22 protein-coding genes are annotated in these 21,190 nt (G+C 50.1%); 11 read left to right on the top strand and 11 right to left on the bottom strand.

What is annotated here, in order from left to right:
- The first annotated feature begins 33 nt into the window (after positions 1 to 33).
- Positions 34 to 1,809 carry an SLC13 family permease gene (locus tag ACSHWX_RS10550; RefSeq protein ID WP_435668176.1) on the top strand — a complete coding sequence of 592 codons (1,776 nt, stop codon included), beginning with the start codon at positions 34 to 36 and terminating at the stop codon, positions 1,807 to 1,809.
- Between the two features lie 6 nt (positions 1,810 to 1,815).
- On the top strand, positions 1,816 to 2,280 hold the full coding sequence (locus ACSHWX_RS10545) for a GNAT family N-acetyltransferase (protein ID WP_435668175.1): 465 nt from the start codon (positions 1,816 to 1,818) through the stop codon (positions 2,278 to 2,280).
- On the opposite strand, the gene ACSHWX_RS10540 is transcribed toward ACSHWX_RS10545, so the two are convergent.
- The 5 genes from ACSHWX_RS10540 to ACSHWX_RS10520 form a co-directional block, all read right to left on the bottom strand.
- A complete protein-coding gene (locus tag ACSHWX_RS10540; RefSeq protein WP_435668174.1) occupies positions 2,277 to 3,194 on the bottom strand; it encodes a hypothetical protein in 918 nt (305 codons plus the stop codon). The two genes, ACSHWX_RS10545 and ACSHWX_RS10540, sit on opposite strands and share 4 nt — an antisense overlap.
- Before the next feature lie 38 nt (positions 3,195 to 3,232).
- On the bottom strand, positions 3,233 to 4,252 hold the full coding sequence (locus ACSHWX_RS10535; protein WP_435668173.1) for a L,D-transpeptidase family protein: 1,020 nt from the start codon (positions 4,250 to 4,252) through the stop codon (positions 3,233 to 3,235).
- A 130-nt stretch (positions 4,253 to 4,382) separates the two neighbouring features.
- On the bottom strand, positions 4,383 to 5,339 hold the full coding sequence (locus ACSHWX_RS10530; RefSeq protein ID WP_435668172.1) for an acetyl-CoA carboxylase carboxyltransferase subunit alpha: 957 nt from the start codon (positions 5,337 to 5,339) through the stop codon (positions 4,383 to 4,385).
- A gap of 159 nt (positions 5,340 to 5,498) precedes the next feature.
- Positions 5,499 to 6,410, bottom strand: coding sequence for a site-specific tyrosine recombinase XerD (locus ACSHWX_RS10525; RefSeq protein WP_435668171.1), 912 nt, complete (start codon positions 6,408 to 6,410; stop codon positions 5,499 to 5,501).
- 9 nt (positions 6,411 to 6,419) lie between these two features.
- Complete coding sequence (locus tag ACSHWX_RS10520; RefSeq protein WP_435668170.1) at positions 6,420 to 6,569, bottom strand: histidine kinase; 150 nt, start codon at positions 6,567 to 6,569, stop codon at positions 6,420 to 6,422.
- Positions 6,570 to 6,703: 134 nt separating this feature from the next.
- Between ACSHWX_RS10520 and ACSHWX_RS10515 the strand changes: the two genes are divergently transcribed.
- Genes ACSHWX_RS10515 through ACSHWX_RS10505 form a run of 3 tightly spaced genes read left to right on the top strand, consistent with a single transcriptional unit; the run spans position 6,704 to position 9,703 of the window.
- Positions 6,704 to 7,300, top strand: coding sequence for a shikimate kinase (locus ACSHWX_RS10515; RefSeq protein ID WP_435668169.1), 597 nt, complete (start codon positions 6,704 to 6,706; stop codon positions 7,298 to 7,300).
- Between the two features lies 1 nt (position 7,301).
- Positions 7,302 to 8,423: a 3-dehydroquinate synthase gene (aroB, locus tag ACSHWX_RS10510; protein ID WP_435668168.1), complete on the top strand. Its 1,122-nt coding sequence runs from the start codon at positions 7,302 to 7,304 to the stop codon at positions 8,421 to 8,423.
- A complete protein-coding gene (locus tag ACSHWX_RS10505; protein ID WP_435668167.1) occupies positions 8,423 to 9,703 on the top strand; it encodes an HlyC/CorC family transporter in 1,281 nt (426 codons plus the stop codon). Before aroB ends, ACSHWX_RS10505 begins: the two co-directional genes overlap by 1 nt.
- A 63-nt stretch (positions 9,704 to 9,766) precedes the next feature.
- On the opposite strand, the gene ACSHWX_RS10500 is transcribed toward ACSHWX_RS10505, so the two are convergent.
- Together ACSHWX_RS10500 and ACSHWX_RS10495 are read right to left on the bottom strand one after the other, a co-directional pair.
- Entirely contained in the window at positions 9,767 to 10,648 is an 882-nt protein-coding gene (locus tag ACSHWX_RS10500; RefSeq protein WP_435668166.1) for a DMT family transporter, read from the bottom strand.
- Between the two features lie 267 nt (positions 10,649 to 10,915).
- On the bottom strand, positions 10,916 to 11,179 hold the full coding sequence (locus tag ACSHWX_RS10495; protein ID WP_435668165.1) for a BolA family protein: 264 nt from the start codon (positions 11,177 to 11,179) through the stop codon (positions 10,916 to 10,918).
- A 72-nt stretch (positions 11,180 to 11,251) separates the two neighbouring features.
- On the opposite strand from ACSHWX_RS10495, the gene ACSHWX_RS10490 reads away from it, so the two are divergent.
- The 5 genes from ACSHWX_RS10490 (at position 11,252) to ACSHWX_RS10470 (ending at position 17,071) form a co-directional block, all read left to right on the top strand.
- On the top strand, positions 11,252 to 11,872 hold the full coding sequence (locus tag ACSHWX_RS10490) for a J domain-containing protein (protein WP_435668164.1): 621 nt from the start codon (positions 11,252 to 11,254) through the stop codon (positions 11,870 to 11,872).
- Between the two features lie 161 nt (positions 11,873 to 12,033).
- Entirely contained in the window at positions 12,034 to 13,011 is a 978-nt protein-coding gene (gene cobS / locus ACSHWX_RS10485; RefSeq protein ID WP_435668163.1) for a cobaltochelatase subunit CobS, read from the top strand.
- A 36-nt stretch (positions 13,012 to 13,047) separates the two neighbouring features.
- Complete coding sequence (gene cobT / locus ACSHWX_RS10480; RefSeq protein ID WP_435668162.1) at positions 13,048 to 14,937, top strand: cobaltochelatase subunit CobT; 1,890 nt, start codon at positions 13,048 to 13,050, stop codon at positions 14,935 to 14,937.
- Positions 14,938 to 14,963: 26 nt separating this feature from the next.
- Positions 14,964 to 15,935 carry an esterase-like activity of phytase family protein gene (locus tag ACSHWX_RS10475; RefSeq protein ID WP_435668161.1) on the top strand — a complete coding sequence of 324 codons (972 nt, stop codon included), beginning with the start codon at positions 14,964 to 14,966 and terminating at the stop codon, positions 15,933 to 15,935.
- A gap of 89 nt (positions 15,936 to 16,024) precedes the next feature.
- Positions 16,025 to 17,071: a M42 family metallopeptidase gene (locus ACSHWX_RS10470; protein WP_435668160.1), complete on the top strand. Its 1,047-nt coding sequence runs from the start codon at positions 16,025 to 16,027 to the stop codon at positions 17,069 to 17,071.
- 66 nt (positions 17,072 to 17,137) lie between these two features.
- Here the strand turns inward: ACSHWX_RS10470 and ACSHWX_RS10465 are convergent, their stop codons facing one another.
- Positions 17,138 to 17,527, bottom strand: coding sequence for a DUF6326 family protein (locus tag ACSHWX_RS10465; RefSeq protein WP_435668159.1), 390 nt, complete (start codon positions 17,525 to 17,527; stop codon positions 17,138 to 17,140).
- 117 nt (positions 17,528 to 17,644) lie between these two features.
- Between ACSHWX_RS10465 and ACSHWX_RS10460 the strand changes: the two genes are divergently transcribed.
- Complete coding sequence (locus tag ACSHWX_RS10460; RefSeq protein WP_435668158.1) at positions 17,645 to 18,310, top strand: TetR/AcrR family transcriptional regulator C-terminal domain-containing protein; 666 nt, start codon at positions 17,645 to 17,647, stop codon at positions 18,308 to 18,310.
- A 60-nt stretch (positions 18,311 to 18,370) separates the two neighbouring features.
- On the opposite strand, the gene ACSHWX_RS10455 is transcribed toward ACSHWX_RS10460, so the two are convergent.
- The 3 genes from ACSHWX_RS10455 to ACSHWX_RS10445 all read right to left on the bottom strand — a co-directional run bounded on the left by ACSHWX_RS10455 (position 18,371) and on the right by ACSHWX_RS10445 (position 21,129).
- Positions 18,371 to 19,570: a PQQ-dependent sugar dehydrogenase gene (locus ACSHWX_RS10455; protein WP_435668157.1), complete on the bottom strand. Its 1,200-nt coding sequence runs from the start codon at positions 19,568 to 19,570 to the stop codon at positions 18,371 to 18,373.
- 191 nt (positions 19,571 to 19,761) lie between these two features.
- A complete protein-coding gene (locus tag ACSHWX_RS10450; RefSeq protein WP_435668156.1) occupies positions 19,762 to 20,232 on the bottom strand; it encodes a pyridoxamine 5'-phosphate oxidase family protein in 471 nt (156 codons plus the stop codon).
- Positions 20,233 to 20,484: 252 nt separating this feature from the next.
- Positions 20,485 to 21,129, bottom strand: coding sequence for a VUT family protein (locus tag ACSHWX_RS10445; RefSeq protein ID WP_435668155.1), 645 nt, complete (start codon positions 21,127 to 21,129; stop codon positions 20,485 to 20,487).
- Positions 21,130 to 21,190: the final 61 nt, after the last annotated feature.

Below are 21,190 nucleotides of genomic sequence, written 5' to 3'. Positions count from 1 at the left end.
TAACCCAACAAATCCCTTATTGTTTGAGTACTCATGACGTTAACCCAGATTATTCTATTTTCATTGTTCTTCTTGGTGTTTATTGGGCTATTATGGGGGCGCTGGCGCTATGACCTTGTGGCCTTCACAGCCCTAATCATTGCTTTGCTGCTCAACGCAGTGCCCACCGCAGACGCTTTTTCCGGCTTTGGCCACCCCGCAACCATTATTGTTGCACTCGTGCTTGTGGTTTCTCGTGGGCTTACCAATTCTGGTGCCGTTGACTTGATTACCCGCTCAGTAATCGATCAATCCCGCTCCATTGGCATGCACATCACGATTTTAGGGGGGCTAGGCGGCGTTTTGTCGGCTTTCATGAACAATGTAGCGGCCCTTGCCATGTTGATGCCTGTCGACATCCAAGCGGCGCAAAAATCAGGGCGCTCACCCGGCCAAACTTTAATGCCATTATCATTCGCCACCATTCTGGGTGGTTTGGTCACCTTGATCGGTACGCCGCCAAACATCATCATTGCCTCAATCCGTGAAACCACACTGGGCGAGCCGTTTGGTATGTTCGACTTTGCCCCGGTTGGGTTGGTCGCGGCTATCGTCGGCATGGCCTATGTCGCAACCATCGGCTGGCGGCTCATTCCCGCTCAACCCAAGTCAAAAAACTCCCCGTCAGAACTCGCATCCCTTGAAGGATATGTCGCTGATTTGGTGGTGGGGGACACCAGCAAAGCTATTGGGCAAAAAGTGCGCGAACTTGATGCCATTGCTGAAGAAAACGATTGCTACATTCTGGGCCTCGCGCGACGTGGCAAAAGATTGGCTGGACGTGCCCGGGGTACAGAAATTAAGGCCGGCGATCTCTTAATCATCGAGGCTTCCCCCGATGCAATCAACGCAATCGTGGGCGCACTCGGGTTGCAATTTCAGGGCGAAACCGCTTCCAACAAAGCCCTGTCCGGTGATCTTATTTTGTCCGAAGCAGTTGTTACCGCTGAAAGCCGTTTGGCCGGGCGCACGGCCATGCAGTCAAAACTGTTAGCACGCTATGGTGTATCTTTGCTGGGCATTTCCCGGCAAGGCAAAGCAATCCGCACCCAAGTGCGCAAAACCCAACTCGAGCCCGGTGACATTTTGTTGCTTCTTGGTGCGCCAAACAATGTCGAAGATGTCATTGCACGCATGGGGTTTTTGCCCTTGGCTGACCGAAACTTGCAGGTCACCCAATATGACCGCGCTTGGATGGCCATTGGCATATTCGCCGCAGCGCTCACCGCCGCAAGCATTGGCTGGATTTATCTGCCGGTTGCCCTTGCACTCGTCGCCGTCCTTTTTGTCTTCACCGATATTGTGCCCATTCGTGAACTTTACGACACGATTGAATGGCCTGTTGTAGTGCTCTTGGGGTCGATGATCCCGCTCGGGGCAGCGCTTGAAAGTTCGGGCGGCACGGAACTCATTGTCAACGGATTGGCGACAGTAACCGCGGGCGCGCCGCCTTGGGTGGCATTGACCTTATTGATGATCGTCACCATGACCTTATCCGACGTGCTCAACAACACCGCAACTGCCATTGTGGCGGCACCCGTTGCCATTGGGCTGGCGGCTCAAATGGGGGTCAACCCAGACCCATTTTTGATGGCCGTTGCCGTGGCTGCAAGTTGCGCGTTTTTGACCCCAATTGGGCATAAAAACAATATGCTCATTCTTGGGCCCGGCGGGTATTCTTTCTCAGATTATTGGCGCATGGGCCTTCCATTGGAAATCATCATCGTCGCGGTTTCTGTTCCATCCATTCTAATATTTTGGCCTCTTTGATCAATTATGACCCTTTCAGCACAACAATTCGACTTGGTTCTAGCGCTCAACAATGAGCATAAAGTTGAAACAAACTTCTTAGAAATAAGTGATCTAGAGCGATTGTTGGGTCGTGCTTATTTCACGAAAACCATTGGCGAGCTCGATGCGTTCCTCATCAGCATGAGCCACAACTCGCCCCATGACGGGATAAATTTTTCTTGGTTCAAAAAGCGGTTTGATAATTTTGCCTATATTGACCGAGTGGTCACCGCAAAACATGCGCGCAAACAGGGACACGCCAAAAATCTCTATTTGGATTTAATCAAAAAAGCCAAAGCCGATGACCTCAAAATGGTCTGCTGCGAAATCAATCACACCCCGCCCAATCCCGGATCTGTTGCGTTTCATGAAAGGTTGGGCTTTGAACTGATCGACACCGCCGATCTAAGCGAAGTAAAAACCGTCGGCTATTGGGTCAAACAGCTTTAGCGAGCCTCTAACGGCACAAAGACTTTTCGCAATATTTCGGGACGTCCCGCGCGGGTGGCAGATTTTCGGGATGAATGATTGTGCCGCTCAATCGTGCCGATCAGCAAGCGATTTGGCTGATTGACACTTCGCAGTTCTGCCAATGCTTGTTGCATGTGAACAGCGTAACCATTGCCCCCGGATCCGATCGCGGTCACTTCTTCAACCACCTCGTCACCCTCAATCCAGTCAATCCCAGCCTGTCGAACAGCGATCACACCAATCGTTACGTCTTCACCAATCAGACGAGCAGAAAACAGACCATCTTGCGCTGCACATGACTGCAATTCTGATCGCTCAGCGACAGAAATATTGCGGGCCATTTCACGGTTTTCTAGCTCCAGCGCGGCATAGCGCGTTCTCACTACTTCATAAATGGCCTTGGCATCTTCCTCATGAACCAATTCAACCGGATTTTCGCCGACCTTCATATCTTGATATCTTGCGCCATGGATCGAAAGGTCCAGAACCGCATCGGGTGTCGGCAACTGGTCTTTGGCAACAACCAGCCTGAGAAATTGAGGCGCAAAGATCGCCCATTCCGCCTGAACCGTGGAGCGCAGCCGCTCAAAATCATCAAAACTATGGGCGATTATTTCAACGAAGGGGCGCTCGACGTCCAACCCATAGAACCGGATACCACCAAGCAATTCGCCATGTTTTGTGGTGATATGTCGATGATTATAAGCCGAGGATGCTACATCGAATTTATCGATATTGTCCGAAAAGAGCCGTGCGAAATCTGGGTCCGTCATCAGATCTATTTGGTCAGCACACCATTTGCGTAGTCGCGTGGATTTATCGCCGAAAAGCAAGCGTTCCAAATCAAATTGGGGCGCAAGCGAAGGCCAATTGGGCAGTGTTTTTAAACTCATGCCTCAAAACTAGGAGTAAGCTCAGATGCTTGCAAGTTTTATGGACGCTTTGGCGGATTTGGCGCGTTCGAGTCTTCAACAGTCTGTGCTTGAGCATTGCCGCCGCCAAATAGACCACCGAACCAGCCAGTAACATTCTTGGTTGTCTGGTTGAGGGCTTGCTTGCGCTCTTCCGCGGCTTGAGCGGCTTTAATTTTCCGCACTGCAGCTGCTTCAGCATCCAATTTGGCTTGGCCCTTGTTGGCCATCGCAACTTTAAGCGCAGCTGCGTCCTGGGTTTGCTTCTCGCTGTAACGCTTTTGATCACTAGCGTTTAGCGTTGTGTTGCCACAACCACCCGCTTTGTTGATACCGTAGCGACCAGAACAGACCGACCAACTTGGGCGTTCTTTTGTGATTTCAAAATGGTCATAACCAACTTTGATGTCGCGCCAGAACTTCATATGTTTGCTGTCGCTAAACTCAGCCAAGTTTGTCGCTGTCATCCTGAATGGGAAAACTTGAACCTGAAAACTCTTCGCGCCACCCTTAAAAGTTTCACGCGCCAGCGCGTAAATCTCACCGATTTTTTCGTCTGTCATCGCGTAGCAACCGCGAGATGAACAATCGCCATGCACCATAATGTTGGAACCGGTGCGGCCATGGGAGCGGTCAAAGCGGTTCGGGAACCCAAGATTAAACGCCAGGAAATAGTTGGAGCGCGGGTTCATCAAACCCGGCGTCACGTCATAAAACCCTTCGGGAGATTGACGGTCGCCTTCTCGGAATTTCGGGCCCAAATCGCCTGACCAAGCGCAGATTTTATAGGTACGGAAGTGGGCAAACTTGCCGGTTTTCTTAACTTTTTTCCAAACCTCAAGCTCGCTTTCGCGCTTAAATATCCGCACCAACATGGGCGAACCTTCGCTCGACCCCATCTGATTGAGGCGAACTTTGGTCAAAGATGTCAAAGGGATATTGTGGCGATTGCTTTCAAAGCCAGTGGTACAAGCCGCCAGCAAAAAAACACCCAAAAGCACCGTCAGAATTTTCGCAAATTCGCGCAAACCAAAAACCAAAAGATAACTCCAAAACGAAACCGCCCGATGCTCAACACTAGATGGCCTCAAATAAATTACAGTTAATCATTTGAAGACCAAAGAGGTTTTACTGAGCAATCAATTCACTTTTAGGTGAAGTCCGAACGTATTATGCAAGGTCAGAACCCATGGCTAAGAACTTTTCACGGCGATGCTCACGCACTTCAAGTCGGCCTTTGCCTTCATATTCCGCCAAGAAATCTTCAATCACTTTATGGGTGGATTGCAATATCTCTTGAGGATGACGATGCGCGCCACCGGCAGGTTCGGGAATGATTTGGTCAATAATGCCAAATCCAAGCAAATCTTGTGCGGTGATTTTCATATTGTTCGCCGCTTCTTGCGCCTTAGCTGCATCACGCCACAAAATTGACGCCGCCGCTTCGGGCGAAGCAACCGTGTAAATAGAATGCTGAAGCATTACCACTTTATTGGCCGTCGCAATCGCAATCGCGCCGCCAGAACCACCCTCACCAATAACAATCGCAATCGATGGCACACCGATTTCAAGGCACATTTCCGTAGAGCGCGCGATGGCTTCGGCCTGACCGCGCTCTTCAGCACCAACCCCAGGATAAGCACCCGCTGTATCGATGAAAAACAAAACCGGTATATCAAACCGGTCCGCCATATCCATAACGCGCACCGCTTTACGGTAGCCTTCTGGTCGAGCAGAACCGAAATTGTGCTTAAGACGTGTTTCTGTATTGGAGCCTTTTTCCTGTCCAATAATGGCAACCGCTTGACCATCAAATCGACCAAAGCCGCATTGAACAGCAGCATCTTCGGCATATTTTCGGTCGCCAGCGAGCGGGACAAAGTCGGTAATCAGCTCTTTTACATAATCAATAAAGTGCGGACGCAAAGGATGGCGCGCGACCTGGGTTTTTTGCCAAGGCGACAGGCGGCCATAAATATCTAGCAATGCCTCGTCTGCCTTATTTTGCAAACGTTTCACTTCATCTTCTATTTCAACCGCTTCACCACTTTGCGCAAGCGACTTAAGCTCTTGCACTTTACCCAGTAAATCTGCGACCGGCTTTTCAAACTCGAGATAGGACTGCATATTGTTCCGTCTTCTAATTGTCCCGCCAAGCATGTTGCTCTTTGGAACCCTTTTAATTGCGGCGGAAAGTGGCCATTCCCCCCGTTAATGTCAAGCTTTGCGAACCAAATAGACTACAAAATTTGTTCCGAAACCAACCTCAAACGCGCCGCCCGATTTCTATTCTTTGGCCAAAGGATGGTGATCATGCACAAGCGAAGTCAATCGCTCATCAAGAATATGCGTATAAATCTGCGTTGTCGAAATATCAGAATGCCCCAGCAATAATTGCACCACACGAAGGTCGGCTCCCCTTTCCAACAAATGTGAGGCGAAAGCATGGCGCATAATGTGCGGTGAAATCTTTTGGGTGTTCAACCCAGCGCGTCCGGCCAAACCCTTCAAATCACGGGCAAAAACTTGTCGCGCCATAAAACCCGTATCGGTGTTGGCTGGAAAAACAAACCGGCCCGGCGCCAAGTTAGATAAATAAGCAAGCAACGCATCCTTCGCCCGGTCGTTAAGCGGCACCACACGTTCTTTATCGCCCTTGCCAATGATGTTGAGCATGCTGGCTTCTCTTGTAACGCTTGATCGCAAAAGCCCCACAAGCTCTGAAACACGCATACCCGTGCCATATAAAAGTTCGAGCAAAACATATAGTTTTTGCGCCCGTAATTGCGCTTTGGGTTTAAGTTGATCATCACTTGCTTCCAGTTCGGCTTGGGCGAAAAGTTGATCAACTTCTTCAATCGACATGGTTTTGGGCAAGCGCACACCCGCTTTGGGCGCGGGGATCACCCGGGTTGGGTCATCTTTGCGGATGTCGTCAGCCACGAGAAATTGGTAAAATTGCCGAATAGAGCTTAAACGCCGCGCCGCACTGGTGGCTGCAAATCCGCGTTCGTCCAAATCAATGAGATAGTGCTGAATGAGATGACGATCAGCCTGACCAATTGGGGTGGTTTTGGTTTTTGCAAATTGCTCAAAATCACCAAGATCGCGTCGATAGGCTTCAAGCGTGTTTTGCGCTGCGCCTCTTTCGGCACTCATCATTTCCAGAAAATTTTCGATCAATTGATCGTTGGTCATAGGGGCGACCTATTTGTTGTCAAACAACTCGCGCGCAGGGATACGTTCACTCATTTCACGCGGCGTTGGGTCCACAAAAATGGTAAGGGCATACATGGTGCCAAAGACAATTCCAGCCAACACGCCTATAAAAACTAAAAATCGAATAAGTGTCGGCATGAAACTTTAACTCCCTTGATTGTCCTTTTTGATCTATTTTGCGTCCCCGATCAAGCATTTGATGAAACCAATTGGCTTGACAATTTGCCCGCACATCGCTTCAACCTGTCATTCAGGATTTAGTGGAGAATTTAGTGCCGGTCGAACTAGACAGCACCATAGTCAGGCGCAACGCAGATCGCGTGCATGATGGGCGCAATGGAAAGCCGATCGTGATCGTGGGCATGATGGGCGCAGGCAAATCAACCGTTGGCCGCCGGGTGGCTCATTTTCTGGGCCTTGAATTCATTGATAGCGACGATGAAATTGAAATCGCTGCGGGCATGCCGATTGCCGATATTTTTGAGACCCATGGCGAAGAAGAGTTTCGCGCAGGGGAGACAAGGGTTATCGCACGGCTATTGCGCACAAGACAAAACGCCATCATTTCTACTGGTGGTGGGGCCTATATGGACCCGACAACCCGGGAAAATATTGCCAAGCACGCCACTTCTGTTTGGCTGAAGGCCGACATTGATCTGCTGTTTGAACGGGTGTCCCGCAAAAATACACGGCCATTGTTGCACACCCCGGATCCATACGGCACGCTCAAGGCACTGGTCGACAAGCGGTATCCAACTTATGCCAAAGCTGAGGTGACCGTGATGTCGCACGAAGCCAGCCACGAACAAATTGCCTCAGAAATTATTGCCGCACTCGCTGACCATTTAGCGCCAACCACAAAGTCATAAAATGACCGAGCAAATCACGAAGCCAAATATTGTCACCATCGACCTTGGCCACCGCAGTTACGACATCAATGTTGACCACAACGCTATTGATACGCTGGGGGCGACCTTAAAGTCGATGTTCCCCGGCGCCCGATTTGGCATCGTGACCGATGAAAATGTCGAGCGTGAGCAACTGCCTCGTCTCAAGAAAAGTTTGGACGCTGAAGACCTACAATATTCAGTTGTGAGCATTGCGGCCGGCGAAAGTTCAAAATCCAACAAGACCCTTAATGAAGTGATTGAAGCTTTGTTGGCACAACGCCTTGAACGCAACGACATCATAATTGCATTTGGCGGCGGGGTGGTCGGCGACTTGGCAGGCTTTGCATCATCCGTTATGCGCCGTGGCATGGATTTTGTGCAAGTGCCGACATCCCTGCTCGCGCAAGTTGACAGCTCGGTTGGTGGCAAAACAGGCATCAATTCGCCCCACGGCAAAAACCTAATCGGCGCATTTCATCAGCCCCGATATGTTGCGGCTGATTTAACGGCCTTAGAAACCCTTTCAGAACGTCAGTTCCGCGCCGGGTACGCCGAAATGGCGAAATACGGACTGATCGATGATGCTGAGTTTTTCTTTTGGTTGGAAGAAAATTGGCGTGAAATATTTGAGGGCGGCCCTGCACGCGCAAAAGCCATCGCCCACGCGTGTCGCGCAAAAGCCCGGTTTGTCAAATCAGACGAAAAAGAACATGGTGTGCGCGCCCTCCTAAATCTGGGGCACACATTCGGCCACGCTTTTGAAGCGGCAACCGGCTATTCTGATCGCTTATTGCACGGCGAAGCCATCGCCGTTGGCATGGTGTTGGCCCATCGCTATTCGACCAAATTGGGCTTGGCCAACGGTCAAGACGCAGTGCGGGTCACCAACCATTTCAAAACCGTAGGGTTGCCAACTGAGTTGAGCGACATTCCAGGCACATTGGCATCCAGTGCTGATTTGATGCATCATATCGCGCAAGACAAAAAGGTCTCACGCGGTGCCCTCACCTTTATTTTGACCAGGGGCATTGGTGAAGCCTTCATTGAGACCGGTATAGAACCCAACTCAATCTTAGAATTTCTTGAGGAGCAACGCAGCTAATGTTCGAATTTTTTGCAACTTTACCGCCAGCAATTTGGTTTTCGATTGCGGCGATTTTTGTGCTCTTGGCGCTCTCGGGGTTTTTCTCAGGATCTGAAACCGCGCTGACCGCCGTTTCCCGCGCTCGTATTCACCATTGGGTGAAAGCAGGCAACAAACGCGCATTGCTTGTTGAAAAAATCGCCGAGGACAAAGAGCGCCTTATTGGCGCGTTGCTGCTGGGCAACAATATGGTCAATATCCTCGCCTCGTCACTGGCGACAAGTGTGTTGATCACCTTATTCGGCGACACTGGCGTGATTTACGCCACCATTGTGATGACCGCATTGGTGGTTATTTTTTCCGAAGTGCTGCCCAAAACCTGGGCCATTTCCAAACCTGACGAATTTGCGCTAAGCGTTGCGCCCGTTGTTCGCCCCATCGTTGCCATTTTCGCCCCTGTTACCTTCGCCATTCAAAAACTCGTCAATGCGATTTTGCGACTTGTTGGGGCCAGACGCGAAGACGACACGTCCGGCATGACCGGCCATGAAGAATTGCGCGGCGCGGTGGATTTATTGCACCGAGATGGCGAAGTGATCAAAAACGATAGGGATATGCTGGGGGGCATTCTCGATCTGAGCGCCCTTGAAGTTTCTGACGTCATGATCCACCGCACCAAAATGCTGGCCCTTGATGCGGACATGCCAACCGAACAACTGGTGCAAGAAATATTGGAAAGTCCTTACACCCGCATTCCGCTTTGGCGCGAAAACCAAGATAATATCGTGGGCGTGGTTCATGCAAAAGATTTACTTCGCTCACTGTTTAAAGCGAATGGCGACGTTGAAAAACTTGATTTCCAACAGATCGTTTCAAAGCCCTGGTTCGTTCCGGACACCACCCCCGTGCAAGCACAGCTTAATGCCTTTTTGCACGAAAAGGCACATTTCGCCCTCGTGGTCGATGAATATGGTGAAGTTGAAGGGCTTTTGACCCTTGAAGACATATTGGAAGAAATCGTAGGCGAAATCGCTGACGAGCATGATCTTTTGATGGAGGGTGCTAAAAAGCAACCCGACGGTTCTTACATAGTAGAAGGGTCACTCCCCATCCGCGACCTCAACCGCGCCCTTGATTGGAATTTGCCAGACGAAAATGCAACAACAATTGCTGGCCTCATTCTTGATGAAGCCAAAATGATACCCAACGTCAACCAGACCTTCACCTTCCACGGCATGCGGTTCCGCATTTTAAAGAAAGAGCGAAACCGCATTACTGAGTTGAAAATTATTCCCTAGCGCCAACACGATACGCTGGAAAAAGTCGTTTTAGGGTGCCCCGAGTTCGGTGCATCCAAGGCCTCATTTTATTCGTCGTTCGCGCGCCCATACAATTATGCCCGCAAAAATGGTCAGCGCCCCACCAAAAAGCGTAATCGCATCTGTTACATGACCAAAAAACAGGAAGGTCAGTAAGACCGCCACGGGCAAACTTAAAAAGTTAAACGGTTGCAAGGTGCCCGCCGGCGCAAACTTCAAAGCTGCGGTGAATAATATATGGGTTGAAATAGCGCATATGATTACGCCCCCCATCAACATCCAGGATGTGGCATCCATCCACTCGAAATTGAAAATACCCGTCGCAGTTGAAAGCACGAGAGCCACCAGCGCCAAATATAGCATTGAGGTTTTTGTGCTGTCACGCGTCGCGACCAATCTCGTGAGTACTGTGTAAATCGAAAAACTGACAACTGCACCGATGACCAGCCAATGCGAAAGCTCCACCTGCTGGAACCCTGGACGAATTACAATCATCGCGCCAACAAACCCGATGAAAACCGCACCCCATCTCCACATGCCCATGCGCTCGCCCAACATTGGTACGGCAAGAACACTCACCAAAACCGGATAAATCATAAATAACGCTTGTACGTCTGAGGTCTGGATATATCCCAATGCCGCCGTGAAGAGCCAAATATCCACCAGCAGCAGCACGCTGCGCACAATTTGAAACAGGGGAAAGTGGGAACGAATAGCATCGCTAAACTTTGTCGTGCGCAACACCCAAATAAGGGTAAAAAGGGCGACGCCCCAAAATCTAATCATCACCAATTGCGTTGTGGAGTAATCCACAACCAGCATTTTCACAAATATGTCCTGAATGCCGAAAATAAAGATGGAAATCAGCGTCAAAACAATCGCTTTGGGCACGTCTTGGTGGTTTGCAACACCTGCATTACTCATTTCAAATATCCTTGAGGGTTTAAACGGCATCACCATTTGCTGCGCAAAACGGAACGGAAATCCAGTTTGACAACGCAAAAAACCGCGCATGCAAAAGCACCGCGGAGGAACAGCCTGTTGATTATATATGAGATTAATTTGCTGCATTTCTTCGTCCAAAAGCTCAAAGACCACAATTGGTCTTAAGCTGCGCTTGGACAAAGCTTGGGCAGTGAAATGAAGATATTCAGGTCATCCCAAGGCGTCAATCAAAAATGACGAACGGGGCTAAGTATTTGGCTCCACTTCAATCGCCAAAGCGTGAATTTCTTGTTTGAGTTCCTCACTCAAGCAATTCATGATGGCGCGGTGTTGGGCGACGCGCAATTTTCCCTCCAAAGAAGGTGCGGCGATTTGCACCCGAAAATGGCTATTCCCCCCTTCGCGATACCCCGCATGCCCCCGATGAAGCTCACTTTCATCATGCACTTTTAGGTGCGTTGGCTGAAATTCTTTGGTCAATTTTGAAATGATTGTCTGTTTCATCGACATTTGGGGTTTCGCTCCGGCCATTTTTTGATGTAAAAGGGGTGTCCATTTTCTCTAGCTTTAAGAGCACTTACATTGAATTCCAAGCTCTTCGATAAAATCAAAGTAAAACGTCGCGCGTCATCTGCAGCCAAGCCGGAGGACGATCTGCCACGCTGTGCGTGGAAAGGTTGTGATCAACCCGGTTCGCATAAGGCACCTAAGGGCTCTGATATGCCGGGTTATTATCAATTCTGCATGACCCATGTGCGCGAATATAACAAAAGTTTCAATTTCTTCTCGGAAATGAACGATGAAGAAATTCAAAAAATTGTAACGGATCGCACAGGCGGGCGTCCAACTTGGGATATGGGCGTGAACAAAATTGCGCCGACCCAGGCTGAGGCACCAAGCACGGCAGGGCGGAAGAAAAAGAACCACGATCCATCAAATGTGCTGCGGCGCTATGCGCGCATGCAGGGTGCGGCCAGTGGCCCCAACCGCTCCGCGGATCGCAAAATTCTTGATGCAGACAAAAAAGCCCTTGAGATGCTTGACGTAAAAGTCACTTCTGGCCCGGAGCAAATCAAGAAAGCCTATAAGGACTTGGTGAAAAAACATCACCCTGACATTAATGGCGGCGACAAAAGTTCTGAGGAACGATTGCGCAACATTGTAACAGCGTACAATCATCTTAAATCCAAGGGATTTGTGTAAGTTCAAGTCTGCGACAATAGTTGATTGTGCTCGGCACTGGTCGAGCACAAAATTTGTTGCTATAAAATCGCCGACCAATAAAACACCCGCCCTACCTTTTGCGCGCAATTTGTGCCAAAACCCCATTTGAAGAACAGCTATCTATTTAAAAGGTTCACGATATGACCAAGACCGCCCCCTTGCCTGATACCCAATATTCAGTCCGCGAACTTTTCGGTATTGATTCAGACTTGATGGTCAAAGGCTATAAAGAACGTACCGAGCATGTACCGCCTTTAGACCCTGACTATCTTTTCGATAAAGCGACAACGCTCGCCATTTTAGCTGGTTTCGAGCACAATCGTCGCGTCATGGTGCAGGGGTATCACGGTACCGGTAAATCGACCCATATCGAACAAGTTGCGGCGCGGCTGAATTGGCCATTGGTTCGAGTGAACTTGGATAGCCATGTCTCTCGGATCGATTTGGTGGGTAAAGATTCCATCGTGATTAAAGACGGCAAACAAATCACCGAATTCCGTGATGGAATTTTGCCATGGGCGTTGAAAAACAACATCGCGATTGTGTTTGATGAATATGATGCGGGTCGTCCGGACGTTATGTTCGTGATCCAGCGCGTACTTGAAGTTTCGGGTCGCCTGACCTTGCTTGACCAAAACAAAGTAATCGAGCCGCACCCTGCATTCCGCCTGTTTTCGACAACCAACACCATCGGTCTGGGCGATACGTCGGGTCTTTATCACGGCACACAACAGATCAACCAAGGCCAAATGGACCGTTGGTCAATTGTGACGACGCTGAACTACCTGCCACACGAAAAAGAAGTCGGCATTGTGTTGGCCAAAGCCAAAGCGTTCCGCAATGAAGAGGGCGAAAAAACCATTTCCAACATGGTGCGCCTTGCAGATATGACCCGTTCAGCGTTCATCAATGGAGACCTTTCAACCGTGATGAGCCCGCGTACGGTGATCACTTGGGCTGAAAACGCTACTATTTTTGATGATATCGGCATGGCATTCCGTCTCACATTCCTGAATAAATGTGATGAATTGGAACGTTCCGTTGTGGCAGAATTCTATCAACGTGTGTTCGGCACGGATTTGCCTGAATCAGCCGCAAACATCGCTTTGAGCGCATAAAGCGCCGACACAATGTTTTAACCCGAAAGGGAAAATATGTCTGGCATATCCAAACGCGCCAACAGACCTGACCCGGCAGCAACGCTAAAAAGCGCTGTCGGCGTCACCATGCGCGCTATCGCCCAGGATGCTGAGTTGGAGGTTGCATTTACCTCTGACCGTCCCTTACTGACCAAAGACAAAGCACGACTGGCCAACCTCCCGCGCCTACCAAAAGCCGAAGATATCGCCATCGCCCGTGGACAGGGCGACGCGATGGCCATGCGTTTGGCGGCCCACGATCAAAAACTTCACAAGAAATACTCCCCCCAAGACGCCGAAGCCCGTGCGGTATTTGACGCGTTAGAGCAAGTGCGTGTGGAAGCAATTGGCACGGACCGTTTACCCGGCATGAAGGGCAACCTTGCCGCCATGCTGGAAGACAAACTTTTCCGCGCCAACTACGCCTCAGTGACCGATATTGCTGACGCGCCATTGGCCGAAGCCATGGGCCTTGTGCTGCGCGAAAAGCTGTTGGGCATCGACATACCATCGTCCGGCGAACGACTTGTTGATTTCTGGCGCGAAACAATTGAGCAAAAAGCGGGCGATCAACTTGATGATCTGGGTTCACTGATCGATGATCAGGTAGAGTTTTCCAAATTGTGCCGCACCGCATTGCGCAATATGGAACTGGTTGTTGACGCTGATCCAACCGATTTGGATGGCGATGAAGACGACGCAGGTGAAGACACCGATCCGCAAAACGCACCCGACGAAAACACCGATAAGCAAGATGGCTCTTCTGATAAAGAAGAAGAGCAAATGGATGCAGAACAGGCACCCGGCGACACCGAGCAAGAAGGTGAAGTTGAAGGCGAAGACGCTGACTTCCAAGATATGGAAGAACAAGACGCGCCGCTTGAACATGGGGAAGACAGCCCCAACGCTCAACCTGAAAATGATATTCCAGACCATTTCCGCAATATGCCGGAATATAAAATCTTCACGACAAAGTTTGATGAAACCGTTAGCGCATCTGAACTGTGTCCGCCCGAAGAACTGGAACAATTGCGCGCGCTTTTAGACAAGCAACTTGATGGCCTTTCTGGCGCGGTGGCGCGCTTGGCCAACAAACTGCAACGCCGCTTGATGGCGCAACAAAGCCGGTCTTGGGAATTTGATCTGGAAGAAGGACTTTTGGACACCGCTCGGATTACCCGTGTGGTGACAGATCCCTTGCAGCCCCTATCGTTCAAAATGGAAAAAGACACAGATTTCCGCGATACGGTTGTGACCTTGTTGATCGATAATTCCGGCTCCATGCGAGGCCGTCCGATCACCATCGCGGCGATTTGCGGCGATATTCTTGCCCGCACGCTGGAACGCTGTGGCGTTAAAGTTGAAATTTTGGGCTTTACTACCCGCGCCTGGAAAGGCGGCAAGTCCCGCGAAGCATGGATGCAAGCGGGTCGCCCTGCTGGTCCGGGTCGCATCAATGATGTTCGCCACATCATTTACAAGTCCGCAGATGAGCCTTGGCGTCACGCCAAGTCCAATCTTGGATTGATGATGCGCGAAGGCCTACTTAAAGAAAATATTGATGGCGAAGCGCTGCAATGGGCGCACAAACGAATTTTGGGTCGGCCCGAAAATCGCCGCATATTGATGGTGATTTCTGATGGTGCGCCTGTCGATGACAGCACACAATCTGTTAATCCCGGCAATTATTTGGAAAAACATCTGCGCTACGTCATTGAAGACATCGAAACCCGCTCACCCGTTCAATTGGTGGCCATCGGAATTGGCCACGACGTGACCCGTTATTATCGACGCGCGGTGACCCTGTTGGACGCCGAGGAATTGGCCGGGGCTTTAACCGACAATCTAGCAGACCTGTTTGACGAAGAATTGCCGCATGAAACCCGTCGACGAGGCCGAAAATAGCACGCCATTTTTTCATTTTGACTTGCATGTTGGGCGCATTCCTCGCGCCCAATTTTGCGTTCGCTGAACGCTTCTCCATCAACGCCAATCAGATCACCCGCTTTCAGGGACAAGAAATTGGCAAACCCGTCGGCAATGGCTTGGTGTGGCGTGGCGGCCTGCACTTAACCTCAGAATCAAAAGATTTCGGCGGCCTGTCCGACATTACCTTCACCTCTGTTGAAGGCAATCTTGCGATTGTCACCGACAAGGGCAACTTCATCTCTGGGCGAATGAAATATGGCCCTTCGGGCGCACCAATCGGCATTGATGATGCGGACATCAAGCGGTTGCGCAACTCCAAGGGCGCACAATTGCCATCCACCTTTTCCCGCGATTCCGAGGCAATCGACACGGTCTATCGAAACGGCAAACCGATCGCTGTACGTGTTGGCTTTGAACATCTGACAAGGGTTGCAGATTTCAAACTGAACGGCACACGCCCCGGTGGCCCGGCAATTGACTATACGATCCCGCAATGGCTGAAAAAGCAGCGCAATAACGGATCTATCGAATCGCTCTGTATTGCCCCACCCGCTTCGCCTGTTGCGGGGTCCACCTTGATGATCGCACAGGACGTGCGCAACAAAGAGGGGCACAACCGCGCTTGGCTATCTGGAAAACGTGATGGCGGTGACCTGTTTGTCGCCACCACTGGAAAATATAGCCCAACCGCATGCACCTTTACCCCGAATGGCGATTTGCTAATTCTGTTTCGCAGCGTCGGCATTTTTGGGTTTTCGATGCAGCTCACCAAGGTGGCAGCCGACCAGGTAAAAGCACGAACAGTGCTAACCGGTGAACTGATGCTGGAAGCAAGTGGTGGGGATGTCGACAATATGGAAGGTCTTACGACCCATATTGGCAATAACGGCGAAACAATTATTAGCGTCCTTTCGGACGACAATTTTAACAATTGGGAACGCACGCTTTTATTGCAATTTGAAATATCAAAATAATTTTGATTTCAGGTAATAATTTTGTCTAAGATACGCCAACTTCAATTCAAAGCTCGACTATAACGGGCGACTTCCAAAAGGGATATTCCATGAACATCGATCTTTTAAAACGATTGTGCGAAACACCAGGTGTGCCGGGTCGCGAAGACCGCATTCGCGCGCTGATTGAAAAAGAAGTTGAAGGGCTGTTTGACGAAGTGACCACTGATCCTATGGGATCATTGCTTTGCAAACGCAACCCAACCGGCAACCCAGCAAATCCGGCTAAAAAGATCATGCTGTTGTGCCACATGGATGAAATCGGCTTTTTGGTTTCCCACGTCAGCGAAAAAGGCCATGTCTATGTCGACAATGTTGGCGGCTTTGACACCCGCAACTTGTTCAGCCGCCGCGTTTTAGTTGTCACCGAAAATGGCGACTATAAAGCGGTGATGAACCCGGGCGGCAAACCCATTCACATTCAAAGCGCTGAAGAAGGCAAAAAAATCCCGACGGTTTCTGAGTTCGTCATCGACCTGGGATTGGGCGAAAAAACCAAAGACGTTGTGCAAGTTGGCGACTATGTGGTGATGGATGAGCCATTGCTCGATCTAGAAGACAAAGTCGTTTCCAAGGCATTGGACAACCGCGTTGCCTGTTGGTTGGGCATTGAATCGATCCGCAAGCTTGTGGCAGACAAATCTACCCATGATTGCGAAATACATGTGGCATTCACCACGCAGGAAGAAGTTGGCCTACGCGGTGCCCGTACAGCAGCCCACGCCATCCAGCCCGACATCGGCCTCGGCATTGACGTAACGCTTGCCTGCGACACCCCAGGCGTACCTGAGCACCAAGCTGTGACCATTCAAGGCAAAGGTTTTGGCCTTCATGTGAAAGATAGCTCGTTCATCGCCGATATTGATCTGGTGCGTGATGTTGAAGCTGTTGCGAAGAAAAACGACATTCCTTACCAACGCACCGTTCTGGCCCGTGGCGGCCAAGATGGCGCCGCAGCCCAACAAGCTGCTGCCGGCGCAAAAGCTGTCGGCATTGTTGTGGGTTGTCGTTATGTCCACACGGTAACGGAAATGATCGACAAAACTGATTTGAAAGCAGCACGCGATATTTTGACTGCGTATCTAGTTGCGAACTAAATTGTTTGCCGGAATAGAAATTGGAAAGCCCGCTGTATCTGCAGCGGGCTTTTTTCGTTTCGGGATCTAGGCGTTGCCTTTTGCCTCGTCCTTCCACCCCCACGCTAACCGCGCGATGTAAAGCAGGGCAAGAACCTCCACTGAGGCGAAAAAGATATAGTGTGGCTTGAGTGATCCGCCGCCCACAACAAACAAAATCGTAATCACAACCGCCACCAAATTGGTTATGCGTGCCGCTTTGGGCTTTAGCACGTGGCTGAGATAAATCATCAATATCCCGACTTCGATCAGCACTGCCGCGATGAGCATAAACATTGGGGTAATTGTCACCCCATCGACTGTACCCGTGGCCACTTGGGTCAAAAATGTGGGGTACATAAATGACAAGATGTCCGCAAAGGCCATATTGATCATCACAACGATCCAAAGTGTCGAGATTTGTTGACGTAAAGACATGTGCGAACTCCTCAAAAAATATGCACAGCGACAAACATACAGTGTATGCTTTTAGTGAGCGCAATATATGTACACTGTATATAAAGTCAAGCGTGCAATGAGAGGGGACAAAAATCGATGGGCGAATCCGCATCTCCGAAAAAGAGAACTCTAAGCAAGGCAAAGATCATTTCGCAGGCGCTCGCACTTGCGAACACAGACAGCATAGACAAACTGTCAATGCGAAAGCTTGCTGACGCCTTAGGTGTCACAGCAATGTCTTTATATAATCATGTCGGTTCGAAAGATGATTTGATCGATGTGATGCTCAACGAAGTCGTATCGCAAATTGGCCCCCCAGCCGCCATTGATGGAGATTGGCAACAAACGATGCGACAGCGCGCCATCTCTTATCGGCAAACGCTTTTAGAAAACAGGTGGGCAGCACCCATGTTGATTTCGCGAATTGTAGTGGGCGACGCCATCCTGAACGATATAGACGCCACGGTTGGCTGTTTGGTGAATAGCGGTTTCAGCTATGCGCAAGCAGACTGGGCCCGCAACGCGATTGATAGCCACATTTTCGGCTATACGACGCAGGAATTGAACTATCCCGTTGCGCCGCAAGATTATAAGCATGCTGCTGAACAATTTTTGCCGATGATCCCACAACGCCAATTCCCATTTATGCATGAGGCGGCATTGCAAATAATTGAAGGCAAATATGATGGCATGACCCAGTTCGAGTTTGGCTTGGACTTAATTCTCGATGGATTGCACCGCTGGCAAAAGCAAACAAAATGAACCTAGCGGCCACCAAACTAAGTTACAGTTCAAGGAAGTTAAGTTAAAAACTTCAGCCTTTTATTCCGCAGCCGTAATCCGGACCACCTGACCATCGTCAGAATCAGTCAGCACAAGGATGGACCCGTCCTGATCAATCTCGATGTCGCGAACACGGCCGAGTTCAGGCAGCAAGCGCTCTTCCCCTGTCACGATGTCGCCATCAAGAGTTAGGCGCACAATGCCGCCGGGATTAAGCGAGGAGGCAATTATATTGCCGTTCCAAGCAGACAATTCGTCTCCGGTCTTAAACGCAAAACCACTAGGCGCGATGACAGGATCCCAATAATATTGCGGCTCGACAAAGCCTCGCGCACGCGGACCACCGCTGCCAACTGGGGAGCCATTATAGTTCTCACCATAACTCACCGCTGGCCAACCATAATTTGCACCGGCTTGCAATTTGTTCAACTCATCGCCCCCTTTTGGGCCATGGCTCAACAACCAAATTTGCTCGGTACCCGGACGTTGCGCAGCACCCTGTACGTTGCGCATACCCAGCGCATAGATGGTTTCAATCGCCCCATCTTGCCCGACGAATGGATTGTCAGCTGGGATTTCGCCATCCATCGTCACGCGAATGACTTTGCCATAGGTTTTGTCAAAATCTTGCGCAAAAACCCTTTCTTGCACCGACGAATGATCGCCCGTGGTGATGTAGGCATAGCCATCATGCAGCACAATGCGGCTGCCATAATGCATCGGCGTGGGCGAAGGCGGGGTTTGCACAAAGATATCTCTCACCTCAGTAAGGCTACGCATATCCTTAGAAAGGACCGCACGGGCCGCTGCGGTAGCTGAAAGGTTATTGTCCGTGGGTTTTGAATAGGTGAAGAAAATAACCTGACTTTCTTCAAAATCAGGCGCCAATGCCACATCAAGCAGACCACCTTGCCCCTCATTAAACACCGTCGGAACACCCTCTATCGGGTCTTCAACCAGCTCACCTGTTGCCGTGAGAAGCCGCAAACGACCCTCCCGCTCAGTAACCAGATACCCACCATTTGGCAACGCGGCGATACCCCATGGATTGGCAAGACCGGAGGCGACGATTTCCGTATTTAGAGCAACGTCAGAGCTGAGCACTGGCGCTCGGGTTTGGTTTTCAAAGGCCGGTGAGAATTCGGGCACGTTTTTAGCACCACCATATGCCTCATCTTGCGCCACAGCTGGGGTGAACGCCAAACTGGCGAAAAGGGCGAAGGCGAAATGCTGTTTCATGGTGATGCTCCGTATAGTGAGGCCAAAGGTGGTGGCGAACGCTGTGTCGATTTGCCCAAGTCTAAACATAAAATTTGATCAATTTGTGTTGTCGACAAAAAAGCAATCATTTGGCAGCCAACCGCAAGTGTCTTAACCGTCCTGAGGGGCAACAAAGTCCGTCAGGACGGAGGCAGGGCGTCTCGGTCGCCCTAGAAGGTAAGATTAGCGCGACCGCCTAAATCGGGTTTGCTGTCGGTAATGTTCGCTTTGATCGTCTCAAACAAGAACATCGCACCATTTTCAGGGCTCAACCAAATTTCACCATCTTTAGGGGTAAATTTAATCAGCACCAAATCTGGATCGTCTTTACCTTCTTCGTACCAAGATGCCGCGACGAAATTCCAAATTTCGTCCAGTTTTTCTTTGTTATCAGAAACCGCTGCTGTACCGTTCACATAGCCATGCAGACCCGACCCTGTATCACAAATGCCGAATCGGACCGCTTTGCCGGCCTTGGCCGCATCCGCTGCATCAGTGCCATTGGCAGTTAAAAACCAGATTACCCCATCATGGTCATCGGAAACGTTGGGCGACATGGGGAACAAGCGGCCATCCACTTCCATCAACCCAGCTCTTACATCTTCCAAACGGTCCCAAAATTCTTTTTTAAAATCGGTCATGATCACTCTTTCATTTGTTCAAAAGAGCAACGCTTAAGGATGCGAAATTGTTCCAAGCGATTTGTCCGCCGCGCTTGAAGATATTGCAACGACCAACATTGAATAGGCTGTTCGGGCAAGCGCACCAAAGGCTTAGACCTTACAAAAACTTCTGCACAAAAAAACGCCCCGACAAAAACCGGGGCGCTTTAACTGCCAAATCGCGCTCACAAACAATCTGGCTAAATCTGATGGATAAAACCTTGATAAGGTCTAAGCGGCTGCGTTACTCACCACTTGCCGGTCTGCAATAACCCGACGGAGCAAGTTGAACGGCGCCAATAGGGCAAAAACCATGAGCATTTTTACCAGCATATCCCCAGCGGCCAGCGAAATATAAAGCGGCACTTCAGCGCCTACGCTTAAAAACGGAACGCCAAACCCCAATGATGTGTCTGCTTGGTTGAAGAACTGATCGATGCCCACAAATGCCGGTGCGAAGGCCAGGGTGAAAAAGATCGCTGTATCAATAACCGAGGCGATGCCTGAGGAGATCAGCGGCGCTTGCCACCACACCCCATTGCGAAGCCGGTCAAAGATTGAAACATCTAATAATTGGGCAATCAGAAATGCAGAACCCGATGCAACCGCAATCCGTGGGTTGGCGAGTTTGAGCGACAAATAAACCGCAAGCGAAAAGCCAACCAACACGACAATGCGCGTCGATTTTGGGCCAAAATGACGGTTGGTCAGGTCTGTTACCAAAAATGCAAATGGGTAGGTAAACGCACCCCAGGTCAGGATCTCTTTGAGATCAAACATTCCAAGTTGAACATCAACAGGAATGGACACAAGATAGTTTGACGAAACGACAACGATCGCCATGGCCGCGATGGCCAGAAAAAAGCGAGTGAGCATGATAATGCACCTCTATGTTACGCAGCAATTCCGGCAAGAGACCGACGCCACTTAAAAAAGA

This window comes from Maritalea sp., assembly GCF_051251695.1.
In the GTDB taxonomy this organism is placed as follows: Bacteria; Pseudomonadota; Alphaproteobacteria; order Rhizobiales; family Devosiaceae; genus Maritalea.
The sequence above is the reverse complement of the archived record's forward strand: the minus strand, read 5'-3'. Positions and strand labels throughout refer to the sequence as shown.

Excerpts from the sequence above, each read along its gene's own strand:
- ACSHWX_RS10455 (WP_435668157.1), bottom strand. The coding sequence starts at position 19,570 with ATGAAACAGCATTTCGCCTTCGCCCTTTTCGCCAGTTTGGCGTTCACC.
- ACSHWX_RS10470 (WP_435668160.1), top strand. The coding sequence starts at position 16,025 with ATGAACATCGATCTTTTAAAACGATTGTGCGAAACACCAGGTGTGCCG.
- ACSHWX_RS10500 (WP_435668166.1), bottom strand. The coding sequence starts at position 10,648 with ATGAGTAATGCAGGTGTTGCAAACCACCAAGACGTGCCCAAAGCGATT.
- cobT (WP_435668162.1), top strand. The coding sequence starts at position 13,048 with ATGTCTGGCATATCCAAACGCGCCAACAGACCTGACCCGGCAGCAACG.
- ACSHWX_RS10550 (WP_435668176.1), top strand. The coding sequence starts at position 34 with ATGACGTTAACCCAGATTATTCTATTTTCATTGTTCTTCTTGGTGTTT.
- ACSHWX_RS10525 (WP_435668171.1), bottom strand. The coding sequence starts at position 6,410 with ATGACCAACGATCAATTGATCGAAAATTTTCTGGAAATGATGAGTGCC.
- ACSHWX_RS10460 (WP_435668158.1), top strand. The coding sequence starts at position 17,645 with ATGGGCGAATCCGCATCTCCGAAAAAGAGAACTCTAAGCAAGGCAAAG.
- aroB (WP_435668168.1), top strand. The coding sequence starts at position 7,302 with ATGACCGAGCAAATCACGAAGCCAAATATTGTCACCATCGACCTTGGC.
- ACSHWX_RS10475 (WP_435668161.1), top strand. The coding sequence starts at position 14,964 with ATGTTGGGCGCATTCCTCGCGCCCAATTTTGCGTTCGCTGAACGCTTC.
- ACSHWX_RS10495 (WP_435668165.1), bottom strand. The coding sequence starts at position 11,179 with ATGTCGATGAAACAGACAATCATTTCAAAATTGACCAAAGAATTTCAG.
- ACSHWX_RS10465 (WP_435668159.1), bottom strand. The coding sequence starts at position 17,527 with ATGTCTTTACGTCAACAAATCTCGACACTTTGGATCGTTGTGATGATC.
- ACSHWX_RS10445 (WP_435668155.1), bottom strand. The coding sequence starts at position 21,129 with ATGCTCACTCGCTTTTTTCTGGCCATCGCGGCCATGGCGATCGTTGTC.
- ACSHWX_RS10545 (WP_435668175.1), top strand. The coding sequence starts at position 1,816 with ATGACCCTTTCAGCACAACAATTCGACTTGGTTCTAGCGCTCAACAAT.
- ACSHWX_RS10530 (WP_435668172.1), bottom strand. The coding sequence starts at position 5,339 with ATGCAGTCCTATCTCGAGTTTGAAAAGCCGGTCGCAGATTTACTGGGT.
- ACSHWX_RS10520 (WP_435668170.1), bottom strand. The coding sequence starts at position 6,569 with ATGCCGACACTTATTCGATTTTTAGTTTTTATAGGCGTGTTGGCTGGA.
- ACSHWX_RS10450 (WP_435668156.1), bottom strand. The coding sequence starts at position 20,232 with ATGACCGATTTTAAAAAAGAATTTTGGGACCGTTTGGAAGATGTAAGA.
- cobS (WP_435668163.1), top strand. The coding sequence starts at position 12,034 with ATGACCAAGACCGCCCCCTTGCCTGATACCCAATATTCAGTCCGCGAA.
- ACSHWX_RS10540 (WP_435668174.1), bottom strand. The coding sequence starts at position 3,194 with ATGAGTTTAAAAACACTGCCCAATTGGCCTTCGCTTGCGCCCCAATTT.
- ACSHWX_RS10505 (WP_435668167.1), top strand. The coding sequence starts at position 8,423 with ATGTTCGAATTTTTTGCAACTTTACCGCCAGCAATTTGGTTTTCGATT.